General features: G+C 65.5%; 21 protein-coding genes. 7 read left to right on the top strand and 14 right to left on the bottom strand.

Features of this window, described 5'->3' with window-relative positions; translation table 11 throughout:
* Window positions 1-55: 55 nt before the first annotated feature.
* Entirely contained in the window at window positions 56-1,663 is a 1,608-nt protein-coding gene (locus NKI32_RS13935; RefSeq protein WP_023742397.1) for an FGGY-family carbohydrate kinase, read from the top strand.
* Window positions 1,664-1,673: 10 nt separating this feature from the next.
* Here NKI32_RS13935 and NKI32_RS13930 read toward each other — a convergent pair whose 3' ends face one another.
* Genes NKI32_RS13930 through NKI32_RS13905 form a run of 6 tightly spaced genes read right to left on the bottom strand, consistent with a single transcriptional unit; the run spans window position 1,674 to window position 7,560 of the window.
* Window positions 1,674-2,603, bottom strand: coding sequence for a phosphatidate cytidylyltransferase (locus NKI32_RS13930; RefSeq protein WP_031193489.1), 930 nt, complete (start codon window positions 2,601-2,603; stop codon window positions 1,674-1,676).
* A gap of 39 nt (window positions 2,604-2,642) precedes the next feature.
* Window positions 2,643-3,311, bottom strand: a complete 669-nt coding sequence (locus tag NKI32_RS13925; protein ID WP_023672504.1) for a lysophospholipid acyltransferase family protein — start codon at window positions 3,309-3,311, stop codon at window positions 2,643-2,645.
* A gap of 3 nt (window positions 3,312-3,314) precedes the next feature.
* On the bottom strand, window positions 3,315-3,749 hold the full coding sequence (locus NKI32_RS13920) for a hypothetical protein (protein ID WP_023693832.1): 435 nt from the start codon (window positions 3,747-3,749) through the stop codon (window positions 3,315-3,317).
* A 10-nt stretch (window positions 3,750-3,759) separates the two neighbouring features.
* Window positions 3,760-5,130: a phosphatase PAP2/dual specificity phosphatase family protein gene (locus tag NKI32_RS13915; RefSeq protein WP_023742398.1), complete on the bottom strand. Its 1,371-nt coding sequence runs from the start codon at window positions 5,128-5,130 to the stop codon at window positions 3,760-3,762.
* Window positions 5,131-5,134: 4 nt separating this feature from the next.
* Window positions 5,135-6,916 (bottom strand): bifunctional alpha/beta hydrolase/class I SAM-dependent methyltransferase, encoded by a 1,782-nt coding sequence (locus NKI32_RS13910; RefSeq protein ID WP_502897955.1) that lies wholly within the window; start codon window positions 6,914-6,916, stop codon window positions 5,135-5,137.
* Between the two features lie 41 nt (window positions 6,917-6,957).
* A complete protein-coding gene (locus tag NKI32_RS13905; RefSeq protein WP_023685467.1) occupies window positions 6,958-7,560 on the bottom strand; it encodes a CDP-alcohol phosphatidyltransferase family protein in 603 nt (200 codons plus the stop codon).
* A 233-nt stretch (window positions 7,561-7,793) separates the two neighbouring features.
* Between NKI32_RS13905 and NKI32_RS13900 the strand changes: the two genes are divergently transcribed.
* Genes NKI32_RS13900 through NKI32_RS13890 form a run of 3 tightly spaced genes read left to right on the top strand, consistent with a single transcriptional unit; the run spans window position 7,794 to window position 10,554 of the window.
* Window positions 7,794-8,795: a TIM barrel protein gene (locus NKI32_RS13900; RefSeq protein ID WP_353002848.1), complete on the top strand. Its 1,002-nt coding sequence runs from the start codon at window positions 7,794-7,796 to the stop codon at window positions 8,793-8,795.
* The gene (locus tag NKI32_RS13895; protein ID WP_353002847.1) at window positions 8,792-9,667 is read left to right on the top strand and encodes a MurR/RpiR family transcriptional regulator; all 876 of its coding nucleotides are present in this window, start codon (window positions 8,792-8,794) and stop codon (window positions 9,665-9,667) included. The genes NKI32_RS13900 and NKI32_RS13895 overlap by 4 nt, the downstream gene beginning before the upstream one ends.
* Window positions 9,664-10,554 carry a ribokinase gene (locus tag NKI32_RS13890; protein ID WP_023747838.1) on the top strand — a complete coding sequence of 297 codons (891 nt, stop codon included), beginning with the start codon at window positions 9,664-9,666 and terminating at the stop codon, window positions 10,552-10,554. Before NKI32_RS13895 ends, NKI32_RS13890 begins: the two co-directional genes overlap by 4 nt.
* A gap of 140 nt (window positions 10,555-10,694) precedes the next feature.
* On the opposite strand, the gene NKI32_RS13885 is transcribed toward NKI32_RS13890, so the two are convergent.
* Both NKI32_RS13885 and NKI32_RS13880 read right to left on the bottom strand, forming a co-directional pair.
* Window positions 10,695-11,195, bottom strand: coding sequence for a hypothetical protein (locus NKI32_RS13885; RefSeq protein ID WP_245259886.1), 501 nt, complete (start codon window positions 11,193-11,195; stop codon window positions 10,695-10,697).
* Between the two features lie 69 nt (window positions 11,196-11,264).
* Window positions 11,265-12,236, bottom strand: a complete 972-nt coding sequence (locus NKI32_RS13880; protein ID WP_353002846.1) for a LysR family transcriptional regulator — start codon at window positions 12,234-12,236, stop codon at window positions 11,265-11,267.
* Between the two features lie 106 nt (window positions 12,237-12,342).
* On the opposite strand from NKI32_RS13880, the gene NKI32_RS13875 reads away from it, so the two are divergent.
* Entirely contained in the window at window positions 12,343-13,353 is a 1,011-nt protein-coding gene (locus NKI32_RS13875) for a zinc-dependent alcohol dehydrogenase family protein (protein ID WP_353002845.1), read from the top strand.
* 182 nt (window positions 13,354-13,535) lie between these two features.
* Here NKI32_RS13875 and NKI32_RS13870 read toward each other — a convergent pair whose 3' ends face one another.
* The 3 genes from NKI32_RS13870 to NKI32_RS13860 are packed head-to-tail and all read right to left on the bottom strand — an operon-like array spanning window position 13,536 to window position 17,307.
* On the bottom strand, window positions 13,536-15,836 hold the full coding sequence (locus NKI32_RS13870; RefSeq protein WP_353002844.1) for a xanthine dehydrogenase family protein molybdopterin-binding subunit: 2,301 nt from the start codon (window positions 15,834-15,836) through the stop codon (window positions 13,536-13,538).
* Window positions 15,833-16,816, bottom strand: coding sequence for an FAD binding domain-containing protein (locus tag NKI32_RS13865; protein WP_353002843.1), 984 nt, complete (start codon window positions 16,814-16,816; stop codon window positions 15,833-15,835). Before NKI32_RS13865 ends, NKI32_RS13870 begins: the two co-directional genes overlap by 4 nt.
* Window positions 16,813-17,307 carry a (2Fe-2S)-binding protein gene (locus NKI32_RS13860; RefSeq protein WP_353002842.1) on the bottom strand — a complete coding sequence of 165 codons (495 nt, stop codon included), beginning with the start codon at window positions 17,305-17,307 and terminating at the stop codon, window positions 16,813-16,815. Before NKI32_RS13860 ends, NKI32_RS13865 begins: the two co-directional genes overlap by 4 nt.
* Before the next feature lie 442 nt (window positions 17,308-17,749).
* Between NKI32_RS13860 and NKI32_RS13855 the strand changes: the two genes are divergently transcribed.
* Window positions 17,750-18,367: a TetR/AcrR family transcriptional regulator gene (locus NKI32_RS13855; RefSeq protein ID WP_023709407.1), complete on the top strand. Its 618-nt coding sequence runs from the start codon at window positions 17,750-17,752 to the stop codon at window positions 18,365-18,367.
* 9 nt (window positions 18,368-18,376) lie between these two features.
* On the opposite strand, the gene NKI32_RS13850 is transcribed toward NKI32_RS13855, so the two are convergent.
* A complete protein-coding gene (locus tag NKI32_RS13850) occupies window positions 18,377-20,473 on the bottom strand; it encodes an alpha/beta fold hydrolase (RefSeq protein WP_031195131.1) in 2,097 nt (698 codons plus the stop codon).
* 134 nt (window positions 20,474-20,607) lie between these two features.
* On the opposite strand from NKI32_RS13850, the gene NKI32_RS13845 reads away from it, so the two are divergent.
* Window positions 20,608-20,970 carry a hypothetical protein gene (locus NKI32_RS13845; protein ID WP_023695483.1) on the top strand — a complete coding sequence of 121 codons (363 nt, stop codon included), beginning with the start codon at window positions 20,608-20,610 and terminating at the stop codon, window positions 20,968-20,970.
* Between the two features lie 24 nt (window positions 20,971-20,994).
* Here NKI32_RS13845 and NKI32_RS13840 read toward each other — a convergent pair whose 3' ends face one another.
* A complete protein-coding gene (locus NKI32_RS13840; RefSeq protein ID WP_023695482.1) occupies window positions 20,995-21,300 on the bottom strand; it encodes a hypothetical protein in 306 nt (101 codons plus the stop codon).
* Window positions 21,301-21,314: 14 nt separating this feature from the next.
* Window positions 21,315-23,864, bottom strand: a complete 2,550-nt coding sequence (locus NKI32_RS13835; RefSeq protein ID WP_023695481.1) for a caspase family protein — start codon at window positions 23,862-23,864, stop codon at window positions 21,315-21,317.
* Window positions 23,865-23,873: the final 9 nt, after the last annotated feature.

Genomic DNA, 23,873 nt, shown 5'->3' with positions numbered 1-23,873 from the left:
CCGTTCACTGCTGACCATCTCGCCTACTGCCTACTGCCTAACTTCTGAGGTTCCCATGTCCCACTTCCTCGGCATCGATGTCGGCACTGGCAGTGCCAGGGCGGGGGTATTCGACAGCAAGGGCACCATGCTTGCCTCGGCGAAGCGCGACATCGCTCTGTTCATCGAGCCCGGCGAAATCGCCGAACAGTCGAGCGAGGACATCTGGCGTGCGGTTTGCGCCAGCGTGCGCGAGGCGGTGACCAAGTCGGGGCTCGCTGGGCGCGACATTGCTGGCATCGGCTTCGACGCCACCTGTTCGCTGGTCGTGGTCGGCAAGGACGGCGCGCCGTTGCAGGTCGGCAGTTCCGGCGACAGTCAGCGCAACATCATCGTCTGGATGGATCACCGCGCGCTCGACCAGGCGCAGCGCATCAATGCCGGCAAGCACGCCGTGCTCGACTATGTCGGCGGCACCATCTCGCCGGAAATGGAAACGCCGAAGCTGCTGTGGCTGCGCGAGAACCTGCCCGCCACCTTCGATGCGGCCGAGCATTTCTTCGACCTGACGGACTATCTGACCTGGCGCTCAACCGGCAGCCTGGCGCGCTCGATCTGCACGCTGACCTGCAAATGGACCTATCTCGGTCATGAGCGGCGCTGGGACGATGCCTATTTCCGTGCCATCGGCCTCGGCGCGCTCGCCGATGAAGGCTTTGCCCGCATCGGCACCGAAATCGTCGAAGGCGGCACGGCACTTGCCCAAGGCCTGACTGAGGCCGCCGCGGCCGATCTCGGCCTGCTGCCGGGAACGCCGGTTGCGGCCGGCCTGATCGATGCCCATGCCGGCGGCGTCGGCACGGTTGGCGGGCAGGGCTCGGTCGGCACCTTGCAGTCGCGCATGGCCTATGTGTTCGGCACTTCGGCCTGCACCATGGCCAGCACCAGCGAGCCGGCCTTCGTGCCCGGCGTCTGGGGCCCGTATTTTTCCTCGATGGTGCCGGGGCTTTGGCTCAATGAAGGCGGGCAATCGGCGGCGGGTGCTGCAATCGACCACCTCGTCGCTTTCCATCCGGCCACGGCTGAGGCATCCGCAAAAGCCAAGGCGGAAGGTCTCGGCCTGACCGCTTGGCTTGGTCAGCAGGCGGCGAAGCAGTCCGCCGACCTGTCCGCAGTAGCGCACCTAGCCGATGGACTGCATGTCGTGCCGGAATTCCTCGGCAACCGCTCGCCCTTCGCCGATCCTGAGTCCAAGGCCCTGATCGCCGGGCTTGGCATGGACACGTCCCTCGACAGTCTGGTCGCGCTCTATGTCGCCGGCCTGCTGGGCATCGGCTACGGCGTTCGCCAGATCCTGGCGGCGATGGCCAAAAAAGGCATTGCCATCGACACTATCGTCGTCAGCGGCGGTGCGGCGCAAAGCGAGCTGGTACGTCAGCTTTTGGCCGACACCACAGGCCTGACCGTCGCCGGTTCGACCTCGCCCGAACCGGTGCTGCTCGGCTCAGCCATATTGGCTGCGGTGGCGGCGCAAAAATTTCCCGATGTGATCGCGGCGATGACCGGCATGTCGCGCATCGGCGACATCTATCGCCCGGCCGGTGGCGACCTCGTGCCCTGGCACGACAAGCGCTTCGCCGCCTTCGAATTGCTGCAGCAGGCAGGCCGGGCCATCCGCGATTGAACGGCTTCGCTCACGTCCAGAAATAGCGGACGATGTGGAAGAACACCGGTGCGGCGAAGACCAGGCTGTCGGCGCGGTCCATCATGCCGCCGTGACCCTCGATCAGGTGACCCCAGTCCTTGACGCCCTGGTCGCGCTTGATCGCCGACGCCACCAACCCGCCGAGGAACCCCATCAGGCAGGCGATGAAGGCGACGCCTGCCGCCGCCAGCGGCGAGAACGGCGTCAGGAACGACAGCAGCGCGCCGAGAAGGCTCGATGCCACCAGCCCGCCGCCCAGCCCTTCCCAGGTCTTCGAGGGCGAGACGGAGGGCGACAGAAGATGCCTGCCGAACAGCTTGCCGAAAATGTATTGCAGCACGTCGCTGCCTTGCACGGTGATGATCAGGAAGGCGATGAGCAGGAGGTTGCGGCCCTCGAAACCGGGCACGTTGAGGGTCAGCAGCGCCGGCACATGGCTGACGCAGTAGACCGAGATCATGACCGCCCATTGCTGCGCGGACACGCGCTCGAGGAAGCGCTCGGTGTCGCCGTTGAGCGCGGTGACCGCCGGCATCAAGAGGAAGCAGTAGACGGGGATGAAAATGGTGAAGAGCCCGTACCAGGCGGTCCACACCAGCCAGTACTGGAAGGGAATGATGATGCCGAACATGCCGAGCAGCACCCAGTGGTCGCTGCGCCGGCTGTGCGTCAGCGTCACGAACTCGCGCAGCGCGGCAAACGAGATCAGCGCAAACAGGATGGTCATGCCGGTGCGGCCGAAGAAGAAGGCGACGGTGATCGCCAGCACCATCACCCACCAGGCGTTGATGCGCTGGTTCAAGTTGACGAGCGTCGAGGGCAGCGGCTTCGGCGCCCGCCATGAGAGGATACCGGCAACGATGCTCGCCATGGTCAGCACGCAGATCAGGCCGGCCAGCAGGATGACGGTTTCATGCATTGGCGGCAGTGTCATACGAAGTCTCTTTGCCTGGTCATGCTAGTGGTCCCGATCGGGACGCGGGTTGAGCGACAGCAGCGTCTGGCGCGCGCGCTCGAGGAAGGTGCGGCGTTCTTCGCCGGGCGCGATCGCCACCGGCGGACCGAAGACGACGCGGCACAGAAGCGGCACCGGCAGGAACTGGCCCTTGGGCAGCACGCGCGACATGTTCTCGATCCAGCACGGGATGAGTTCGACATCGGGCCGCGCCATCGACAGATTGTAGAGGCCGGAGCGGAACGGCAGCAGATCCGCCTCCGTCGTGTTGCGAGTGCCTTCGGGAAACAGGATCAGCGAGTGGCCGTCGTCGAGCACCGACAGCATGATCGAGATCGGGTGTTGCGTTTCGTCGGTCCACTGCCGGTGGATGAGCACGGACGACAGCATGTCCTGCGCGATGAAGCGGCGCAGCCGCGACTTGCCCCAATATTCGGCCGCCGCGATCGCATGGGTCCGGGCGCGCACCTTCTCACTCAGACAGGCCGACAGCAGGATGAAATCACCATGGCTGGCATGGTTGGCGAAGTAGATGCGCTGCCGCTCCGACGGCTGGCTGCCGTTCCAGATTGGTCTGACGCCGGTTACCACCCAGGCCGCCGCCGACAGGCCGACCGACGTCACCGTCTGCAGCAAGGTGAAGGTGTTGGCGCGCAGGTGAAGTTTTGTCATGGCTCAAACAAATGCTGCGAAAAGGGATGCCGCAGCAAACATGGCGAGCGCCATGCGCTGCCTTGTCAGCAGGCGGCGCGTGCCTGCCATGCGATGGTCGAGCGAGCGGCCGCCGGCAGTGGTGGATTTCAGGCGCATGCGCGCCAGCACATCGTCGACCGCGGCACCCCCGGCGGCCTCGCTGGCGTGGCTTGCCATCAGCCGGAACAGCAGCGCATCGAACAAAAGCAAGGCCGAAAGAGCCAGCGTGGCCACGGCGCTCGCCGCCGCGACCAGCCAGGCCGCCGCGGACAGCGCTGTCGTCTGCGGTCCGGCCACCAGGCCGATGACCGGCGCTGCCATCACAGCCGCGACCACCAGCAGGATCGGCCACACCGCCTGCACCATCAGCCCGGCGGCGAATATTTCGGCCTTCTCGGGAAAATTGTCGCCACTCATGCCGGCCAACTCATGTCGGTTCTTCCAGCCCCGGTTCTTCCAGCCCCGGTTCATCCAGCCCGATCTGAAGGTGCACGGGCCTGCCCGACGCGGCGAGTTTCTTGCGCGCCTGTGCAGCTGTGTACGAGCGCCCCGTCACCACCAGCCAGTCGGCGACGATGGCCGCACTGCGCTGGAAGCCGAGCGCGCAGCAGACCAGGACGGTGCCGCGCCGGCGCGCCAGCTCGATCGCCGCCACCGCTCGCTCCAGCCTGTCGTGAGGCGGCGCCACGAGGTCGAGCATCGCGTAGCTGATCCAGCGGCAGGTCACGCCGCGCGGCCGTTCCATCTCGCCGGCAAGGTCGATCACTGTGCCGAAGCGGTTGGCCTCGTCGGCACTCGGAAACCGGCCGAGGAAAACACCGTCGGTGATCTCCACTTGCGGCGCCAGTTGGCGGGTCCATACCCACACATTGATCCGGGCGCCAAGCCGGTAGGGCAGGAGCAGGATACGGCTGGCCAGTGAGACGCTACCATCGGCTGCCTTCTGGAACACTTTGGCGCCGGCCCCAGCATAGCCGAAGGTGACGATGGCCAGCGCCAATGCCGGCCACAACAGGATGAGAAAATCGGCGGAGACCAACGCGCCCTCGGCAGCGCCGGCCAGGGCAAGGGCCGCCCCCAGCCCGTAATAACCCGCCAGCCGCCGCGCCCTTGGGTCGGCGGTCAACCGAAAACCCCAGAATGGCAATTCGCCCTTGAACGGAAACAGCCATAGCGCAAACAGGCCGAGCAGCGCGCCGGTCGGAATGTCGATGAAATGATGCTGCCACGTCGTCAGCACCGAGGCGCCGATGAGAAAACACCAGACGTGCCAGACGGGGCGGAGAATGCCGCCGAGACGGTGGCGTGCCAGAACGTGACGCCAATGGTCCCAGATGATCACCAGCAGCGCGATGTGCAGGGATGGCGCCTGGTTGAACGGCTTGTCGAAACCACCGAGCACCGCAAACAGAAAACCCGGCAGGCCGGTGGTTTCCGGCCGCACGAAGGTCGCCGTCAGCGGGAACGCGATGAAGCAGGCGACGGCAATGATCTGCGCCGAGAGATAGCGGCCGGCGAGCCGGTCGACGCCGCGCCTGGTCGTGTTGAGCAGCAGCGATAGGCCGTAGAACAGATTGATCGACCAATAGGGCACGATCGTCCAGGCGACGAACGGGATGGCGTATTCCCAGGCAAACACGATGCTGCCGACATGGTCGCGCCGCGACGCCAGCCAGTTGGCAAAGCCATAGGTCGAATAGAAGAATGGCGCCAGCAGCGCCAGCCAAAGGGCTGCCCTCAGCACGATGCCCAAATAGGGTTCCCGCGCCGGGGCAGGGTCAGTGACAGGCAGGGCCATGGTCTCAGACGCGCCGTGCGACCGAGACGGTGAAGATGCCCCATTGGTCGATGCGCTGGTCGATCTTTGCGAAACCGGCAGCCGTCACCAACTGGTCCATCTCGCCCTGCGTGCGCCGCCGCATCACCCAGGCCTGTCCGCCGCGATGCGAGGTCAGGCTGCGCGCGATCATCTCCAGCTGCGGATGCCATGGCTGATTGGTGTAGACGAGCAGGCTGCCGGACTGCATGGCGCTCGCCAGCCCGCCGAGCGAGCGGGAAATCATCGTATTGTCGGCGAACAATTCGTAAAGTCCGGAGACGATGGCGAGGTCCGGCGCCGGCTTTTGCCCGGCCAGCATGTCGGCATCGAAGGCGTCGGCCTGATGAAAGGTGACGCTGGTCGGCAGCTGCCGCTCGGCTATCAGCTTCGAACCCAGTCCGACATTGAGCTCGGAATAATCCTGCAGCCGCACGCTTGCTGGTGGTTCAGTGCATTTGGCGACGGCATCGAGTACATAGCGGCCGTGGCCGGCGGCGATGTCGAGCATGTTGACGGGACGGCCAGCTGCCTTCAGGCTGGCGGCGGCGTTGCCGATCAGCTCTTCCAGATGCAGCTTGCGCTGGCGGATGCCGCGCCAGCCGATGGCGTCGAGGAAGGTGCGGTCGATCATGCGGCCGATGAAGCCGGTGCCGCGCGCGTCGTTCTCGTAGACATAGTCGAGCGTCGAGCCGGAATCGAAGCCGGTGGCGATGCCAATCTTCATGCCCGAAGACAGCCAGGCGCCCATGCGGATCGAGGCGCGACTCATCGCCCAGAAAATTCCCTTGGGCGACAACAGCGTCAGCGGCGAGGCGAGCCTCTCGGCCTGGTCGCGGGTGTAGCCGGCGCGGTCGGCCTGAAGCAAGTCGATGGTTTTCTCCGGCGTGGCAAATTGCTTTTCGAGGAACGGCCGGATCAAGTCCAGCGCCTGCTTGCGATCGCGCTCGCCCAGCGTGTCGTGGAAGAAGCCGGGCAGCACATGCCGCTCCTTGGCGCTGCTGCCGAGATTGACGAAGAATTCGTGCTGCGGTCCATGCCGCACCACCCAATCGCTGCCGGAGATCAAGAGCTGCGTCGGCACGGTGATGGCGCGCGCGTCCGAGACGATGCGGGCAGCGTGGTCGTAAAGCTCGACCAGGATGTTGGAGGCGATCGGTCGCGTGATCAGCGGATCGGCGTCGAAGGAAGCGATGCGCTCGGCATCATGCGTCAGGAACTTCGCCTTGACGTAGGAATTGACGAAGAAGCGGCCCTTGAGCTTCTGCCACAGCGCAATGCCCTCTTTGGCGAAGGGCACGTAGAGCTTGACCGAAAAGGCCGGTGAAGCCACCACCAGCGCGCGGATGTCGGGCGCATAGTCATGCACCCAGGCAGCGGCCAGCACGGCGCCGAAGGACTGCGCGATCAGCGCGATGTCGCGCTGGCCAAAACCATCCCGGCCGATCTCGCGCACCAGGCAGTCGATGTCACGAACCAGGGCGGCAAAGGATGGCGCATAGCCGCGCTCGCCGGCCGAGCGGCCATTGCCGCGCGCGTCCCAGGCGTAGAAGGCATGGTCGGGCATGGCGAGTTCGTCGACCAGATGCGCCATGCGGCCGCCATGCTCGTGGCCGCGATGGAACAGAAGGATCGCACCCTTTGGCGTCGACCCGGCGGCCGGCCAGTAGCGGTAGAAGATCTCGGTGCCGTCATGGCTCTTGAACGTGCGCTCCTGCGCGATGCGTTCGAGGCTTGCCGGTGCTCCGGCTGCAATGGTCTGGTGGATCATGGTTTCCCTCTGGCGGTCGGGTGCCTGACGCTTTGGCATCATGCGCCGCCCGCTCTAAGGCCGCCGCGTATCCGGTTGATGGCGGTTACGACTGACAGTGTAGCCATGACCGGAAACACAAAGGGCACAATCGCTTGGAACCACAGGCCGCAGGCGATGAGGAAGGCGATGACGCCGAGCACCAGGGCTCGGTCGCTCTTGCCGAACGGCCCGGCATAGTTGCGCCCGCTGCCTGCGGCAACGCCAAGCACGCCGGCGAACTCGACCAGCATGGCGGTAATAGCGAAGGCGACGACACCCCAGGCCGGGAACAAGGTGGCAAAGGCCAGGATCAGCGCCAGGTCCGAGACGACGTCGCAGAGTTCGTTGAGATACATGCCGAGTTTTGATGCTTGTCCATGTTCCCTGGCCAGCATCCCATCAACGGCGTTGAGCACCATGCGCACGAACAGCACCACCGGCATCAACAGGAACACCAGGAGATGGAAGGCAAAGGCCGCGACCACCAGGCCTGTGGCGGTGGAGAGCGCGGCGGCGAGAAGCGTGATCTGGTTGGCGGTGACGCCGGCATCGGCCAGCCGGTCGGCCAGCGGCCGCAGCCTGGCCTGAAAGGCCGGTTTCAGTTGATAAAGCGTTGGCATGTGCGATCCCCCAACCGCGGCTCATGACAGTGTCGGCGAGATTGGTCAATCGGCAGGCAGGGCGCAAGGGCTTGCACCAGCATCCGCACCGTTGCGGGACTCGAAACTCCCGGCATGGATGCAGAGGCGCAGCCGAAGATCTCGGCCAAGCAGGATGTTGCGCGCTACAAACCGCCTCGCAAATGAGAACTTTACAAATATTCGTATTGAAGTAAATCACTGAAAGGTCCATCATGACAAACAGTCGCTTCGCCACCCGCCTGAATTCCTTCGCCTCGCGGCCGCAAGCCGAATGGCCTGATCTTACCGGCAAGCCGTCCATGCTGCAGATGGCAGCCCGCGCGGCCAAGGTCGACGGGCTGACCGACCTTGATCTTAATTTCCCCGACCATGTCAGTGAAAAGCCGGCTGAAATCGCCCGAAAGCTCGGCGATTTCGGGCTTTCCATCAATGGCTTTGCCATGCGTTACTACTCCAATCCGGCCTTCAAGCTCGGCGCCTTCACCAATCCGGACCCGGCGGTGCGCCGCGAAGCCATCGACTTGACCAAGGCCGGTATCGATGCGGTGCGCGCGGCCGGCGCCAGTCTGATGACGCTGTGGCTGGGCCAGGATGGCTTCGACTATGCATTTCAAACTGACTATGCGACGCTCTGGCAGCACGAAATCGAGGGGATTCGTGAAGTTGCCGCGCATGATCCCGGCTGCCAGATCAGCCTGGAGTACAAGCCTAACGAACCGCGCTCCTACTCGCTGATGCCGGATGCGCCGACCACCTTGCTGGCGATCCGCGAGGTCGGCCTACCCAATCTCGGCGTCACGCTCGATTTCGCCCATGTGCTCTATGCCGACGAACAGCCGGCCTTCGCCGCGGCGCTGATCGCTCGCCACAGCAAGCTGCTCGGCGTCCATCTCAACGATGGCTATGCCAAGCGCGACGACGGCCTGATGGTCGGCGCGGTGCACACGCTGCAGACCATCGAACTGCTGTGCCAGATCCGTCGCGACGGCTACGCCGGCGCCATCTACTTCGACACTTTCCCCGACATGACCGGGCTCGATCCGGTGCGCGAATGCGAAGTCAACATCGCCACCGTCAAGCGCCTGCTGCGCGTTGTCGACCGGCTGGAGAAGGATAACCGCCTGTCCGCCGCGATGGCCAGCCAGGACGCCGTGACGTCGCAGGCTATCGTCCAGGAAGCCATGCTCGGGCCGGAGACGAGGGGACGTGGATGACGTTGAGCAATCTCGATCTGAAAGCCGTGGGGCCGCGCATCCGCATGATGATGCCGCATCTCACCCCGCTTGAGGCCAAGGTGGTGGAAACCGTCTTCGGCCGGCGCGGTTTCGACGAGACCATTCCGCTCAAGCAGATCGCCGAGGAGGCCGGCGTGTCGGAGGCGATGGTGGTCAAGATCGCCAAGAAACTCGGCTTCTCCGGCTACCGCGACTTCCGCACCGCCGTCTATGAATACAGCCGCCTCCCGACCGCCGAGATGCACCAGGAACTGTCGGTCGACGACAGCTCGGCCGAGATCGTGCAGAAAGTGTTCCGCACCTCGATCCAGGCGCTGGAGGAGACGCTCGCGATCCTCGACATGGACGATTTCGACCGTGCCGCCGATCTGCTCTACCGCGCCAGGAACCGCGATTTCTATGGCGTCTGCGGCTCCGCCCAGATCGCCCGCGATGTCTCGCACAAATTCCTGCGCATCGGCATCCGCGCATCGGTCTATGACGACTCGCACATGATGCTGATGTCGGCCTCGCTGCTCGGCGCCGACGACATCGCCGTCGGCTTCTCGCATTCCGGCAACACGTCGGCCGTCATCGACGCCATCCATCTTGCCCGCAAGAGCGGCGCCCGCACGCTGGCCATCACCAACTACGACAACTCGCCGCTGGCCCAGATTGCCGACATCGTGCTGTGCTCGACGGCGCAAGGCTCGCCGCTGATGGGCGAAAACGCGGCGGCGCGCATCGCGCAGCTCAACATCCTCGACGCTTTGTTCGTGGCGGTGGCGCAGCGCGACTATCAGGCGGCGGAGCGCAATCTCGGCCGCACCATGTCGGCCGTCACCTCGAAACGAAAAGACCGGGGCACATGACGGTTCCGCTGGTCACCGTCTTCGGCAGCCTGCACTACGACATCATGGTCGACGCGCCCGACCGTCCGCGCAAGGGCGAGACGGTGACCGGCCATGCCTGGCAGCCGAAATGCGGTGGCAAGGGCGGCAACCAGGCGGTCTCGGCGGCACGCGCCGGCGTGCGTGCGGCGATGATCGGCGCCGTCGGCGACGACGATTTCGGCACGGCGCTGCTGGCCAATCTAGATCGCGCCGGCGTCGATCGCCGCTTCGTGCGCGTGGCGGCAGGCGCAGGCTCCGGCATGAGCGTGGCGATCTTCGACAGCGATGGCGACTATGGTGCGGTGATCGTCTCCGGCAGCAATCTCACGCTGGACGATGATGACGTCGTGGCAGCAAGGGAGGTGGTGGTACAGACGGCAGTGCTGTTGCTGCAAAACGAAGTGCCCGACGCCGCAAACATCGCTGCCGCGCGCGCGGTGAAGGCATCCGGCGGCCGCGTCGTGCTCAACGCCGCACCGGCGCGAACACTGTCGGCCGAATTGACCGCGCTGATAGACATCGTCATCGTCAACGCCATCGAAGCGGAATTTTTGGCCGGCGTTCCGGTCGTCGATACGCTCGCCGGCGCAACCGAAGCCGCGCGGCGGCTGATCGATACCTACCCCTCGGCGATCGTCACCGCCGGCGGCGAAGGCGTCGCCTATTGCGACCGGATCGGCGCGGCCTTCGCGCTGGCGGCCATTCCGGTAAAAGTCGTCAGCACCCATGGCGCCGGCGACGAATTCGTCGGCGCCTTCGCGGCAGGCCTCGCGCGTGGCCATCCGGTGGAAGCGGCGATTGCCACCGCCAATGCCGCCGCCGCCTCGCTGGTGGCGACACCGGAGGGAGAGCGCAGCTCGCGTTGAAAACTCAGGCCGCATGTTGCGCCTCCAAAACCCGTGCCCCCGTCGATGAGCCAAACGGCAAACCGGGCGCGGCGAGAACCTACTTGGCTTTGCCCTGACGGAGGCGCGGGACCAAGCTGCGTGGTCGAAAGTAGGGAGCTTCAGTCCGCGTCGCCGGCCGAACCTTTGCCGCACTGCGTCAGCACCTTGCCGATGGCCGCGCTCGAGCCGGTCAGCGGAAAGCTGTTCTCGCCATATTTGTCGGCCGTAACCGTGACGTCGCCCTTGCCGCGCAACAGGCCGAGCAGTGGATCGTCTTTGCTCAGCTCAGCCGTGAAGTAATTATACATGGCCTCGAGGTCGAGCTTTTTGGTCACGCTCTTGTCACCGCCCTTGAAGGTGAAGGAAGCGCTGATGCCGGGCTCCAGCTGCTGGCCGGCCGCACCCAGATCGTAGCTCAGCACCGGCTTGTCGAAACAGACGAGCATCAGATGCGCATCGGCCTTCGGTCCGCCGCACACCGAAGCCGTCAGCACGCTGCCGCCTTCGTCTTCTTCCATCTTGGCGCTCCAGTTGCAGGACGCGGCAAAAGCCGGCTGCGCGGCTTGCAGCGCGGCCAGAACGGAACTTGCCATGATGAACTTCGCCAATGCACTTTGCATGATCCCCTCCCAAGCTACATTCAACGAGATCATACAGGACAAAGGGCCTGGTGACAGCGGCATGCCGTCTTAGCCCCCGGCGCGCCCCATTGAGCAAGCCTTTGAGACCGGCCTCGACGTCCAGGGCGGCTCCGGCGCGAAGCGCTTACCGATCCAGTCGGCGAAGGCGCGTGTCTTGGCGGCTTGTCCCCTGGCCGAGGGCATGACGACATAGACAGCGCCTTCGTCGGCCAGCGTCCAGTCCTCCAGCAATGGCACCAGCCGTCCGTCGGCGAGTTCGCGCCCGACCAGCCAATCGGTGCTCATCATCAGGCCGAGGCCTTGCACCGCGGCTTCGACCAGCACTTCGGCATCGTCGCAAACCATCGGCCCCGAGACTTCGACGTTAACGCGGCGGCCCGAACTGTCGGTCATCTCCCAGGTGGGAAAGGTCTGGAAGCCGGAGAAGCCGAGGCAGGCGTGTTCGGTCAGCGCTTCCGGCGCTTCCGGCGCGCCCCTGCGGGCGAGGTAGGAGGGAGCAGCGCACAGCAACCGCCGCCGTGTCGCGATCTTGCGCGCCACCAGGCGCGAGTCCTCCAGCGCGCCGAGACGGACGGCGACATCGAAGTTCTCTGCAACGAGATCGACGAACCGGTTGGAGAACTCGGCCTCGATGCGGACATCCGGGAACGTCGCTAGAAAGTGCGGCAACAGCGGCCCGATCCACATACGCCCAAAGGTTCCCGGCAGCGCCAGCCGCAGCAAGCCGCGCGGCGTCCCGCTGGCATGCGCGGAAGCAGCAGCCTCGGCTTCGTCTACCGAGGCCAGGATGGCGCGGACGCGTATCAGGAACTCCGCTCCCGCCTCGGTCAACGATACGCTTCGGGTGGTCCGGTGCAGCAGCCGCACGCCGAGCCGCTGCTCCAGCGATTGCAGGCGGCGTGACAGAACCGTCGAGTCGCGCCCGACGCGCAACGCTGCCTTGGTGAAGGAGCGCGCTTCGGTGATGGCCGCAAAGGCGGCCATTTCGGCAAGGCTGGCGGGGTCGTGTGATTGCTGCATAAAGCACAGGACTCAAATGTAAAAATTCCGGATTATCTGCTTGTAGCGCAGCAGATAGCTTCACTCAATCCTGACGATTGACCCCTTAAACAGGAATGCGTGAGCCATGAAAGCCATCGAACTGACCGCCGCCAAACTGGACGCCTTTCGCGCCACCACCATTGCCACGCCTGAACCGCAGCGCGGCGAAGTGCTGATCCGCCAGCGCGCCGCGAGCCTGAATTTCGTCGATGTGGCGGTGGCCAGCGGCAATTATCGCGTGCCCGGCTTTCCGCTCATTCCCGTCGCCGACGGCGCCGGCGAGATCGTCGCGCTGGGGGAGGGCGTTACGGATTTCGCCGTCGGCGATCGCGTCGTTGCCCATGCCAAGCCGCGCTGGATCGGCGGTCCGCCCCGGCCTAACGAGATGACACAGATGCGCGGAATTTCGCTGCCGGGGTCGCTCGCCGAATATGTCGCGCTGCCGGCCAACTCGCTCGTGCCGGTACCGGCTCGTCTCTCCTTCGAGGCGGCGTCGACACTGCCGATCGCCGCGACCACCGCCTGGAACGCGGTCTGCGCCGCCGATGTCGGGCCGGGCTCGGTCGTCGTGCTGCTCGGCACCGGCGGCGTCTCCATCTTCACCCTGCAGCTGGCGAAAGCCGCCGGCGCCACCGTCATCATCACTTCTTCGTCGGACGAGAAGCTGGGGCGGGCGAAGGCGCTCGGCGCCGATCATCTCATCAACTACCGCGCGACGCCCGACTGGGACGGCAAGGTGCTGGAACTGACCGGCGGCCTCGGCGCCGACCTCGTCGTCGAGACCGCCGGCACCGCCACCTTCGCCCGCGCCGTCAACGCCACCGCGCCTGGCGGCACGCTGTTCACCATCGGTTTCGTCACCGGCGCCGAGGCCACGGTCGACCTGCTGCCGATCATCATCAAGGCGCTGAAGGTGGTCGGCAACAACACCGGGTCGGTATCTGACCTTCGCGCCGCCGTCCGCGCCATCGCCGCCGCCCGCATCGACTCGGTCGTCGACGAGGTGTTCAGCCAGGAGCAGGCGGCCGAAGCCTACGCGCACATGGCGGCAGGCGGGCAGCATTTCGGCAAGCTTGCGTTCAAGCTCGACTGGTAGCCGAGGCGCGCGACCTGCCAATCTCCCCCCTTGAGGGAGATGCCCGGCAGGGCAGAGGGGGTCGGTCCGACCGGGCTCGACCTACTGCGGCGGAAGGAGGTTGGCGCTCTACGAGAGGCGCCCCCCTCTGTCGCCTTCGGCGACATCTCCCCCTCAAGGGGGGAGATTACGCACGCCGCTTCCTAGATCAACTTCTCCAGCGTGATCGGCAAGTCCCGCACTCTTTTTCCCGTCGCATGGAACACCGCATTGGCGATCGCCGGCGCCACGCCGACGATGGCGAGTTCGCCGACGCCCTTGCCGCCGAGCACCGAGGAGTGCAGGTCGGGAATGCCGACCGAGATCACCTCGATGTCCGGGATGTCGGCATTGGTCGGCACCAGATAGTCGCCGAGATTGTTGTTGACGATGCGGCCATGCCTGCGGTCGACAATGCCTTCTTCCAGCAGCGCCTGGCCGATGCCCATGATGATGCCGCCCTTCCACTGGCTTTCGGCCAGCTTGGGGTTGTAGAGCCGGCCCGAATCCAGCGCCGATACCACGCGCGACACGCGCACCGTGCCGAAATCCTCGTCGACGCGCACCTCGATGAAATGCGCGCACCAGGAGTGCCGCGAATAGTCGCCCTCGGTGTGCGGCAGCGCCGCCGCGATGGTGGTGTAGTTCTTGTAGCGATCGGCGGCCGTCGAGTTCGCCGGCATGGTGTCGCCGGTGGCCTCGATGCGGTCGCGGCCGACGCTGGCGAGCAGGTCGGCGATCGAGACATCGGGACCATCGCCGCGCGGCGACCTGATGCGGCCGTTTGCGACGACCAGCGTGTTGGCCTGCAGCGCGTGGAAGGGCGAGCGCGGATCGCTGATCGCCAGACCAACCAGCTGGTCGAGCGCCGATGTCGCCGCCTTGTAGACCGCGCCCGTCATCACGCCGGCCAGCCGCGACCCGCCGGCCACGCCGGCGCGGGGATACCGGGAATCGCCGAGCTTCACGACGACATGGTCGGCCGCCACGCCTACCGTTTCGGCCGCCGTCTGCGCCAGGATCGTGTACGTGCCTTGGCCCATGTCGATCGAGGAGCTTTCGACCTCGACCGAGCCGTTGGCAAGGATACGCACGATGGCCTCGCCATAAGCGCGCCGCACCGGATAGGTGCCGGCGGCGACGCCCCAGCCGATCAGCTGGTTGCCGTCGCGCATCGAGCGCGGTTTGGGCGTGCGCTGGGCCCAGCCGAAGCGTTCGGCGCCGACTGCAAAAGACTCGCGCAACTGCCGCGTCGACCAAGCCTTTTTTGCGTGCGGATCCTCCTCGGCGTAATTCCTCAGCCGGATCTCCAGCGGATCGATGCCGACCTCGTAGGCGAGCTCGTCAATGGCGCTTTCGATGCCGAAGGCGCTAGGGTTTTCGCCCGGCGCGCGCATGGCGCCGGGCACCACCGAATTCACCCGCACGACATTCTGCTTCGAGGAGAAGTTGGGCGTCGCATACATGATCGAGGTGACCACGCCCAACGGCTCGACCCACATGCCGTCGATCGACGTTTCATTGACGCCGCGATGCACGATCGACTGGATTTTTCCGTCGCGGTTGGCGCCGATCGTCACCGTCTGGCGCGTCGCGGCGCGGCCGCCATAGCCGGTAAAAGTCTGCGGCCGAGTCATGACCACCCTCACGGGCCGTCCCAGCATCTTGGCTGCGTCAGCCGCTACCGCGCCGTGGCCGAGCGCCAGCGCCTTGGAGCCGAAGCCGCCACCGATATAGGGCGAGACCAGCCGTACATTTTCGAACGGCACGCCGAACCATTCGGCATAGGTGCGGGCCATACCGTCGAGCCACTGGCTCGGTTCCCACACGGTCAGCCGGTCGCCCTCCCAGCGGGCGATGAGGCCATGCGGCTCCATCGGCGCCTGGTATTCGCGCGGCGTGTTATAGGCGCCGCAGACGCGCACCGGGGCAGCGGCGAAAGCGGCCTGCGCATCGCCCCATTCCTTGGTCATGGCGGCGATCGGAATGCCGTCGCCCGCCTTGGCGTCGCTGAGGTCGACGATGGCCGGCGCCTCGTCATAGCTGACCTTGACCAGGGCTGCGGCCGCAACGGCCTGCTCGAAGGTCTCCGCGATGACCGCGGCGACATGCTGGCCCGAAAAGGTGATATCGCGCGCCAGCGGGCAGTAGGGCTTGTCCGGCGGCGGTGTGCCGAACCAGTCCGATGCAGTCTTCAGCGGCATGATGGTGTCCGGCGTCAGCACCTTGAGCACACCAGGTGCCGCCTCGGCGGCTGACGTGTCGATCGAGCGCACCTTGCCTGATGCGATCGTGCTTTCGACCAGGACGCCGTAGGTTAGCCCGTCGAGCTGCTGCTCGACGGCATATTTTGCCGCACCGGTAATCTTGGCCGGGCCGTCGACGCGCGACAGCCGCCCGCCAACCTGATCGGCAGTGCCGTCCGAAGCGTCGCCGTGCCGTGTCCTCGGGTCGTGAATGGTCATGACATGGCTCCCGTCTTGAGGATGGCGCGGGCAACGACGCGCGGCGCCAGTTCGATCTTGTAGTGGTTGGCGCCGTGGTCGATCGCCCCTTCCATGGCGAGCAAGCTGGCTGCCCGCCCCCTGTCTTCGCTGAGCACCTTGCCCTTCAACGCCGCTTCCACGGCGTGCGCCCGCCACGGCTTCGTCGCGACGCCGCCCAGCGCGACGCGCAGGTCGCGAATGGTGCGGCCATCGGCTTCGAAGTCGATGCCGACTGCGGCACTTGCAGCCGCGAACTCATACGACTGCCGGTCGCGGATCTTGAGATAGGTCGAACGCCGGGCAGTGCCGGAAGCCGGTATGCTGATGGCGGTGATCATCTCGCCCGGTTGGATGGCATGTTCCCTGTCGGGCGTGGCGCCGGGCAGGAGAAAGAAGTCGTCGACGGCAACCTGGCGTTCGCCAAGATGAACCACGGCGTCGAAGGCGACCAGCGCGGTGGCGAGGTCACCGGGATACATGGCGATGCAGGCGTCGCTGGTGCCGAGCACGGCATGGCCGCGGGTGACGCCGCCGATCGCCGAGCAGCCGCTGCCGGGCGAGCGCTTGTTGCAGGCGGAAAAATTCGCGGGATCGCGGAAATAGGGGCAGCGCGTGCGCTGCATCAGATTGCCGCCGATGGTCGCCATGTTGCGCAGTTGCGCGGAAGCCGCCTGCCACAGCGCTTCGGAGACCGCGGGAAAGCGGCTCTTGATCTCGGCATGGTCGGCGACGTGGCTCATCTTGGCCAGCGCGCCGATCATGGCACTGTCAGCGTCGACCTTGATGGCGTCGAGCCCTTTGAGATGGGTGATGTCGACCAGGCTGTCGGGTTCGGCCACGCCGCATTTGGCGAGATCGACCAGCGTCGTGCCACCGGCAAGCAGCATGGCCCCAGGCAGGGCGGCTGCCTGTCGTGCCGCATCGATGCTATCGGCGCGAACGTAGGAAAAATCCCTCATGACGCGACCTCCAGTGCCGCCTGGCGCACGGCGGCAACGATGTGCGGATAGGCGCCGCAGCGGCACAGATTGCCGGCCATGTATTCGCGGATCTCGTCATCCGAGCCGGCATGGCCCTCGCGGATGCAAGCGACCGCCGACATGATCTGTCCCGGCGTGCAGTAGCCGCACTGGAAAGCATCCTGGTCGAGGAAAGCAGCCTGAACCGCGTTGAGCGTGCCGTCATCGCCGGCCAATCCTTCGATGGTGGTGATCTCGCGGCCTTCGACCTGTGCTGCAAGCGTCAGGCAGGCCAGCACGCGCTGTCCCTCGACATGCACCGTGCAGGCGCCGCACTGGCCCTGGTCGCAACCCTTCTTGGTGCCGGTCAGGTCGAGGCGATCACGCAAGGCGTCAAGCAGCGTGACGCGCGGCTCGACCTGCAGTTCGTGACTGTGTCCGTTGATGGTGAGACGGATTGGGATAGTGGTGGATTTGGTTTGGTCGGTCATGAGGCGTCTGGCTCCAGTTGCTTGACGCTAGGGGATTGAAATGGGCTCGAGTGGGAGAGGACAAGGGAAGAGGCGACGGTGCGCCTAATCTCCCCCCTTGTGGGGGAGATGTCCGGCAGGGCAGAGGGGGGCGCGAAGGAATGCGACGTTCCCGATTTACATGCGTCGAAATAGACCTTTCCAAGCGGGTGTTGGTCGGCGGGACAGCGCTCCCTCTGTCCTGCCGGACATCTCCCCCACGAGTGGGGAGATTGGCAGCTCTGCCGCCCCAACTCTCCAGCGGGCAGGGATGCTTCAGTCTTCACAATCTCAACACGTGACATACCGGCTCCCCTGATTATATGATAAGACTGCTCCACTAAAACGGAGGCGCCTCCGTTTATCTAGTTGGGGACTTACCCCTTTGGGTTCAAGCCCCCATATATCGACAGTGGAGAAAAAATTGACCGAGCAGTCGCAAGCAATTGCCGACGAGAAGCGCGAAGCCGCAGCGCCAAGGCCGCTGCGCGCCGATGCGCAGCGCAACCGCGACCGGCTGGTCGAGGTTGCGGCAGCGGCCTTTGCCGAGCACGGTGTCGATGCCTCGCTGGAGGAGATCGCGCGCCAGGCCGGCGTCGGCATCGGCACGCTCTACCGGCATTTCCCAACCCGCGAGCATCTGGTCGAAGTGGTCTACCGGCGTGAAGTCGAGGCGCTCTGTGCGGCGGCCGATGACCTCGCCAGCCACCATTCGGCCGACATGGCGCTGGAACAGTGGATGCAGCGCTTCGTCGACTACATCGCCACCAAGCGCGGCCTGGCGGCCAGCCTGCGCATCCTGTTCAACACCAATTCCGCCGTGTTCTCCGACATGTCGGGCCGGGTGTCGCTGGCCTTGCGGCAACTGGTCGAGGCGGCGGTGGCCGAAGGCTCGATCCGCAGCGACGTCGACGCCTCCGATGTGCTGCACGCACTCGGCGGCATCTACTCGGCCCCCGACACCAAGGACTGGCGCGACCGCTCGCGCCGGCTGGTCAAGCTGCTGATGGACGGGCTGCGGTTCGGGGCAGGGAAGAGGTGACCTAGCGGCTCAAGCCGAACCATCGACCGCATAGAACCGAAACGCGCCGGGCAGCCCGCTTGCCGCCATTTCGCCACGCTCCTCGAACCGCAGGCCGGAGCCGACCACGAGATCGCGCACCGTCCTTGATGCGATGATTTCGCCCGGCCGCGCATGGTCAAGCAGACGCGATGACAGTTCGATCGCCGCGCCTGAAAATTGATGGCCCCGCTGCTCGCACTCGCCGATATGCACCGCCGAGCGGACCTCGACACCGGATTGCCGCAAGCGATCGCGGATGGCGATCGCGCACTGGATCGACCGCGTTGGCCGCTGGAACACCGCGAGCACCTTGCCGTCCGATCGGCTGATCTCTCTGCCTTCGGCCGCGAGGAGTTCGCCACGGAGCGCTTCGGCGTGCCGCTCGGCCGGGTCGATGCCGAAAGGCGAGCCCGTCATATCGAGGGACAGCACCGACACAAGCAGCCGTTCGCCTGGGGCCGCCGGCAAGGCGCCGGTGACGAAAGCCTGGATCTCGTCGACGATCCGATCGGAATTCTCGCCCCAGATGACGTGGTCGCGGCCGGCGAACTCAATGTATCGGGCGCCCTCGATGTGCGTCGCCAGGTAACGTCCTTCTTCCCGCTTCACCCAGCCGTCGCCAGTCGTCTGCATGATCAGTGTCGGAACATGGACAGCAGGCAGAATGTCGCGAACATCGATTTCGGCTCCCCAGCGCCACAGGGCGATCGCGTCGGCGGGCGAGGCAGAATTCCTGAGATAGGCGGCGAACCATTCTGTCTCGAACGTGTCGCTCATCAGACTGGGCGCCGCGTTGCTCATATCCGCCGCCGCTCCCCATTCTTTCTCGACGATCGCCAGATCCTCTTCCACCTGCTCGCTTGTCTTCGCCCACGGATAGTCTTGTGACCACCTGCCGCGGGCGTAGGCCCCATTGAGCACGAGTGCCGCTGTGCGCTCGGGATAGGTCGCCGCGAACAGCATGCACATCGGGCCGCCCTCGGAGCTGCCGAAAAGCACCGTGCGCTTCGAGCCAACCGCATCCAGCACTGCCCGCACATCTTCCATCCGCTCTTCCAGGGTCGGCAGACCGACATTGCGGTCCGAGAGCCCGGTGCCGCGCTTGTCCATGCGGATTAGGCGCGAGAAAGTGCCGAGCCGCCGGTGCACATGCGAAAGCCGCGGCGAGCCCCAGGCGTGGTCGAGGTTGGAGACCCATCCCGGCACATGGATCAGGTCGACCGGACCGTCGCCGGTCACCTGATACGCGATGTTGATCCCGGCCGATTTGACATAGTGGGTCGGGGGGGCTGCGAGTTCGTGGCTGAAGCCGGTAGCGTCATCCGCATCAGTCGTGGGTGGCCGTGCCGGCGCCATTGTGCGGCGTGTGCGCAGCGTCTCGAACAATTGCCGCGTCTCCGGCTCCGGCTGCAGCTTGAGATCGCGTAGAAGCGCGGTGCGGCAGTGCTCATATTGCTTCAGCGCGAGATTGGTCCTGCCTTGCGCCGCATAGGCGCGCATCAGGGCACGGTGGACATCCTCCCTCAACGGGTCCATGGCCAGCAGGCGCGCCGCCGCGCGCACGCATGCGGCAGGATCGTTCGTCGCTGCATAATGCGCGACGAGCCTGTCGAGCGCCGCGACGGCCAGTGCCCGCAGCCGCTCGCGTTCGATCCTCAGCCAGTCCTCGAATGGCTCCTCCTTCAGGCCGAAGCCGTCGAGCAGGTCGCCGCGGTAGACATTGAGCGCCAGTTCGAGGTCTTCGGGTGCCGGGCTGGCGACCAGCGCCTCGAACCGCGCGACGTCGAAATCAAGGCCGTCGAGATGCAGAGCGACGCTGTTGCCATCGGTGAGGAAGCGGCCGCCGCCGCACGTCTGCATGGCCTTCCTGACAGACGATACCGCTTGCCGCAGGCTCATTCGCGCCTGCGCCTCGCTGTTGATGCCCCAGAGCAGGGTCGCCAGCTTCTCGCGCGACTGCGAATGCCCCGACTGCAGCGCGAGATAGGCGACCATCGCACGCGCCTTGCGGCTGATGGCTGGAACCGTGGCCCCGACGCCGGCAAAGTCGAAACCACCCAGCAGGTGAAGATAAGGTCCGGTCATCGGATCCGCCACGGTCACAGCGCGACGACGATCCGCTCAAGCTCGGTCCATTTCAACACTTATTCCGCCGCCGAGGCGCTTTTCACGATTCCATCACGCAGGTTCCCACGCGTTGCTCACGGCGCTTGAGGAGATTGTTCGCACTGGATCTCTTTTCGCAGGAGGATACCGTGCATCACCCTGGCCCGACCGAGTGGCCCATCTGGCATGACGACCCCGGGCGCGACCGGCAGGAGCTTGGCGCACCATCGCGTCACGATGTTGCGCTGGCCCGCTATCTCGAAACACAACAGGCCCATCGGGCATTGGCGGCTCGCAGACTCGATCCGGCGGCGGTCGTGGCCTCTGCACTGGCAGCGTTCGTCCGCTGCCTTTTCCGTGCAGCGCTGCGCCGAATTGTCCGCTGGCCAACCGATGCCGCGACAGGGATGGACGATTTCGGCTTGACGTTGTCCAAGGCTCATGCGGATCTTAGCAAGACCCTTTGGGGCCGCTGAGTGCAGCGCCCTTGGTCGACGATCTCATCCCCAACCGCCGCCGCCGCCGCCAGCCCCACCGCCGCTTCCGCTGCCGCCGAGAGAAGGAATCACGGGCGGCTTTTGCGGGATCTCCTCGGCCGGCTTGATCACTTTGCCGGTGGCCGCCTTCTTGAATCTGACCACCTTTGGCTGGGGTGCTGCGCGAACCACCTTGCGATGTTTCACCGGCGATGCCGGCTCAAACATCGGCGACACCGAGGTGCAGCCCATGAGCCCGGCCAGAACGCCGGATAGAATTATCCCGATGAATGCCTGCCCGAATGTCTGCTTGAATGCCTTGCCCACCATGGCCTCCTTATTGTTCAGAACAAATCCCGACGCGGATTGGCTTCTTCCCAGACCCCCCGGGCCGCATTGACCAGTTGCGTGTCCAGCGAACCGGACGCGGGAATCTTCGACTTGAGCTCTCGACGCAGGGCGTCCAAAGCTGCCGTTTTCGGCTTGGTGCCGAACTGCGCCAGGCCCTTTTTGGCGTCCGGCAGCTCCTTGCGCAGATCGAGCGCGACGGCGAATGCCAGGAAGCGCACCGCGACAGCCTGATCGGCCTTGTCGCCTTTCGCCATTTCAAGCGCCGCGCGATCATAGGCGCTCGACGGATCGCCGCGCGTGGTCGCCAGTTCGAACAGCCTTTGCGCTTCCGCCGGGTCCTGGCGCACACCGGCGCCGTCCCTGTACATGCGGGCGAGGCTGCCCGGAGCGTAGGGCTGGCCAAGATCGGTGGCCTGCTGGAACAACGCCTGCGCCGTCTTCGGATCCTTGTCGATGCCCTGGCCGGCCAGGTAATTGCGGCCGAGCAGGTTCATCGAATACATGTCCTGGCGCTGCACCCCCGCTTGCAGGAAGGCGACGGCGCGGGCCGGATCGGCAGGCACGCCGTTGCGGCCCTCGGTGAAGATGGCGGCAAGATCGTTCATGGCATAGGTGTGCCCCATGGCCGCCGCCTTGAGCAGCAGGTCGAGGCCCTTGGCCGTATCGCGGTTGACGCCATAGCCATTGAACAGCGCGCGTCCCCACGAGGTCATGCCGTAAGGATCGCCCTTGTCTGCGGCAGCCTTGTAGAGAGCGTTGGCCTGGGTGCGGTCGATGGCCGTCCCGGTTCCGGTTGCGTTGAGATAGCCGAGTTCGAAGACGGCGCGCACATGGCCTTTCTTGGCGGCATGCTCGATGGCTGCCCTGGCCTCGCCGACCCTGCCGGCCGCAAGCAGCGCGCGGCCGAGCTCGTAGTGGAAGCGGGCGACGTCTGGATAGGTTTTCACCGCCGCCTCGCAGGCTGCCACCGCACCGGCGCCGATCTCGTTCGGCAGCAGGCCGGGCACCACGCCTTGCAGGTCGAGAGGCTCGCCGGCGGCGGTGTCGCAAGCCTCGACCGTCGGCGACAGCTTCATCGTCGCCGGCTTGGCGGAGCTGCTGTCGGCGCGGATTTCGAAGCCGACCTCGACCGGCGCGCCGGCGCCGATCTGCGGCTCGTAACGGAGATGGTCGACTTCACCGGCCAGAAGGCTGGATTGCGGCGACAAGGTTCGATCAGGCAATGACAGCGTTCCCGTTGCCGGATACCCCGAGACCTTCAGGCTGACCGCCGGATCGTCGGTGGGGAAATCCAGATTGAGCGCGACCGGGCCGACGCCGACGGGAATATCAAGCTTGCGGTTCTCGATTGCTTCGGCAGCGCCGGTGATGTGGATGCCGCGCTCCAGCACCTGCTGCTTCTGCTCGGCCTCGAGCGAAGCCATGATCTGCTGACCCGCCGCACCTTCGCCGCTCTTGACGCGGAACACCAATATGCCCTGGCTCCCGCCGCCCCAATTGTCATGCGTGGCATAGGCCAGCATATCCACCTCGTCCTGCGTGGCGGCTCCTTTGGGGATATCCATCTGCAGGCGCGGCAGGTCCTTGCCCTGGATCGGTTCGCCCACCGCGACGTCTTTGCCGTCCAGCACCAGACGGCCCATTGCCGGCGGCCGTTCGATGCTGACGCTGATAGCGCCGCCATCGACATCGACCGGCTCCGGCAGGCCGAGAGCGACAGGACCGACCCCCGACAGCACCACCTTCTCCAGCACTGGCGGCAGCGAAGGCCGATTGTTGCGGCGCACCAGCACCACGTCGTCGATCAGCGAGGAATTTTCCCATGGCACCTGCATGCCGTTGGTGGCCTGCACGACATCGCGGCGCACCGCCGACATGACCGTGCGGATCTCCTGGTTCGGCGCCAGCGCGCGCCGCGAAAAGGCCGATGAAAACGGGCTGAGGTCGCCGCTGCCGTCATAGGCGACCGCGCCTGGTTCGGTGGCGAAGGCAATCAGCGTGTTGAGCGAGCTTCGCACCTGCGCCAGCCCGGTATTGCCGGCGGTGACAAGCTGGTCGCGCAGCCAGTAATTGTTGCGCGGGAAGGGGTTGTTGCGGCAGGCATCGAGGATGATCACCTGGATCTTCGACTTCGAGCGCAGCTGCGCCAGCACGTCGTTGAGCTTGATGGCCTGGACCTCGATATCGGCCGCCTTCTTCAACGAGGCGTCGACCGGTATTAGGAAATTCTCGCCGCCGATCTGAAAGCCGTGCCCGGAATAGTAGACGACGGCGAGATCGGCGCCGTCGGCGGCGGCCAGATAGTCCCGGAACTGACCTTCGAACTGCTGCTTGGTGAGATTCTCGGCGACGAAAACCTCGAAGCCCGCCAGCCGGAACGTGGCCGATACGTTCTGGGCATCCTTGGCCGGGTTCTGCAGCGCCGGAATGTTGCGGTATTCGGAATTGCCGATAACAAGCGCGACCCTTCGATCGGCGCAGGCCTCGAACGTCGTGAGGCCGGCGAGGATGAAGACCGCGATGAATCCACAAAGTCGGAGCATGGCAAAACT

Origin of the sequence: Mesorhizobium sp. M0761 (assembly GCF_040320205.1) — a bacterium.
Classification (GTDB): domain Bacteria; phylum Pseudomonadota; class Alphaproteobacteria; order Rhizobiales; family Rhizobiaceae; genus Mesorhizobium.
The sequence above is the reverse complement of the archived record's forward strand: the minus strand, read 5'-3'. Positions and strand labels throughout refer to the sequence as shown.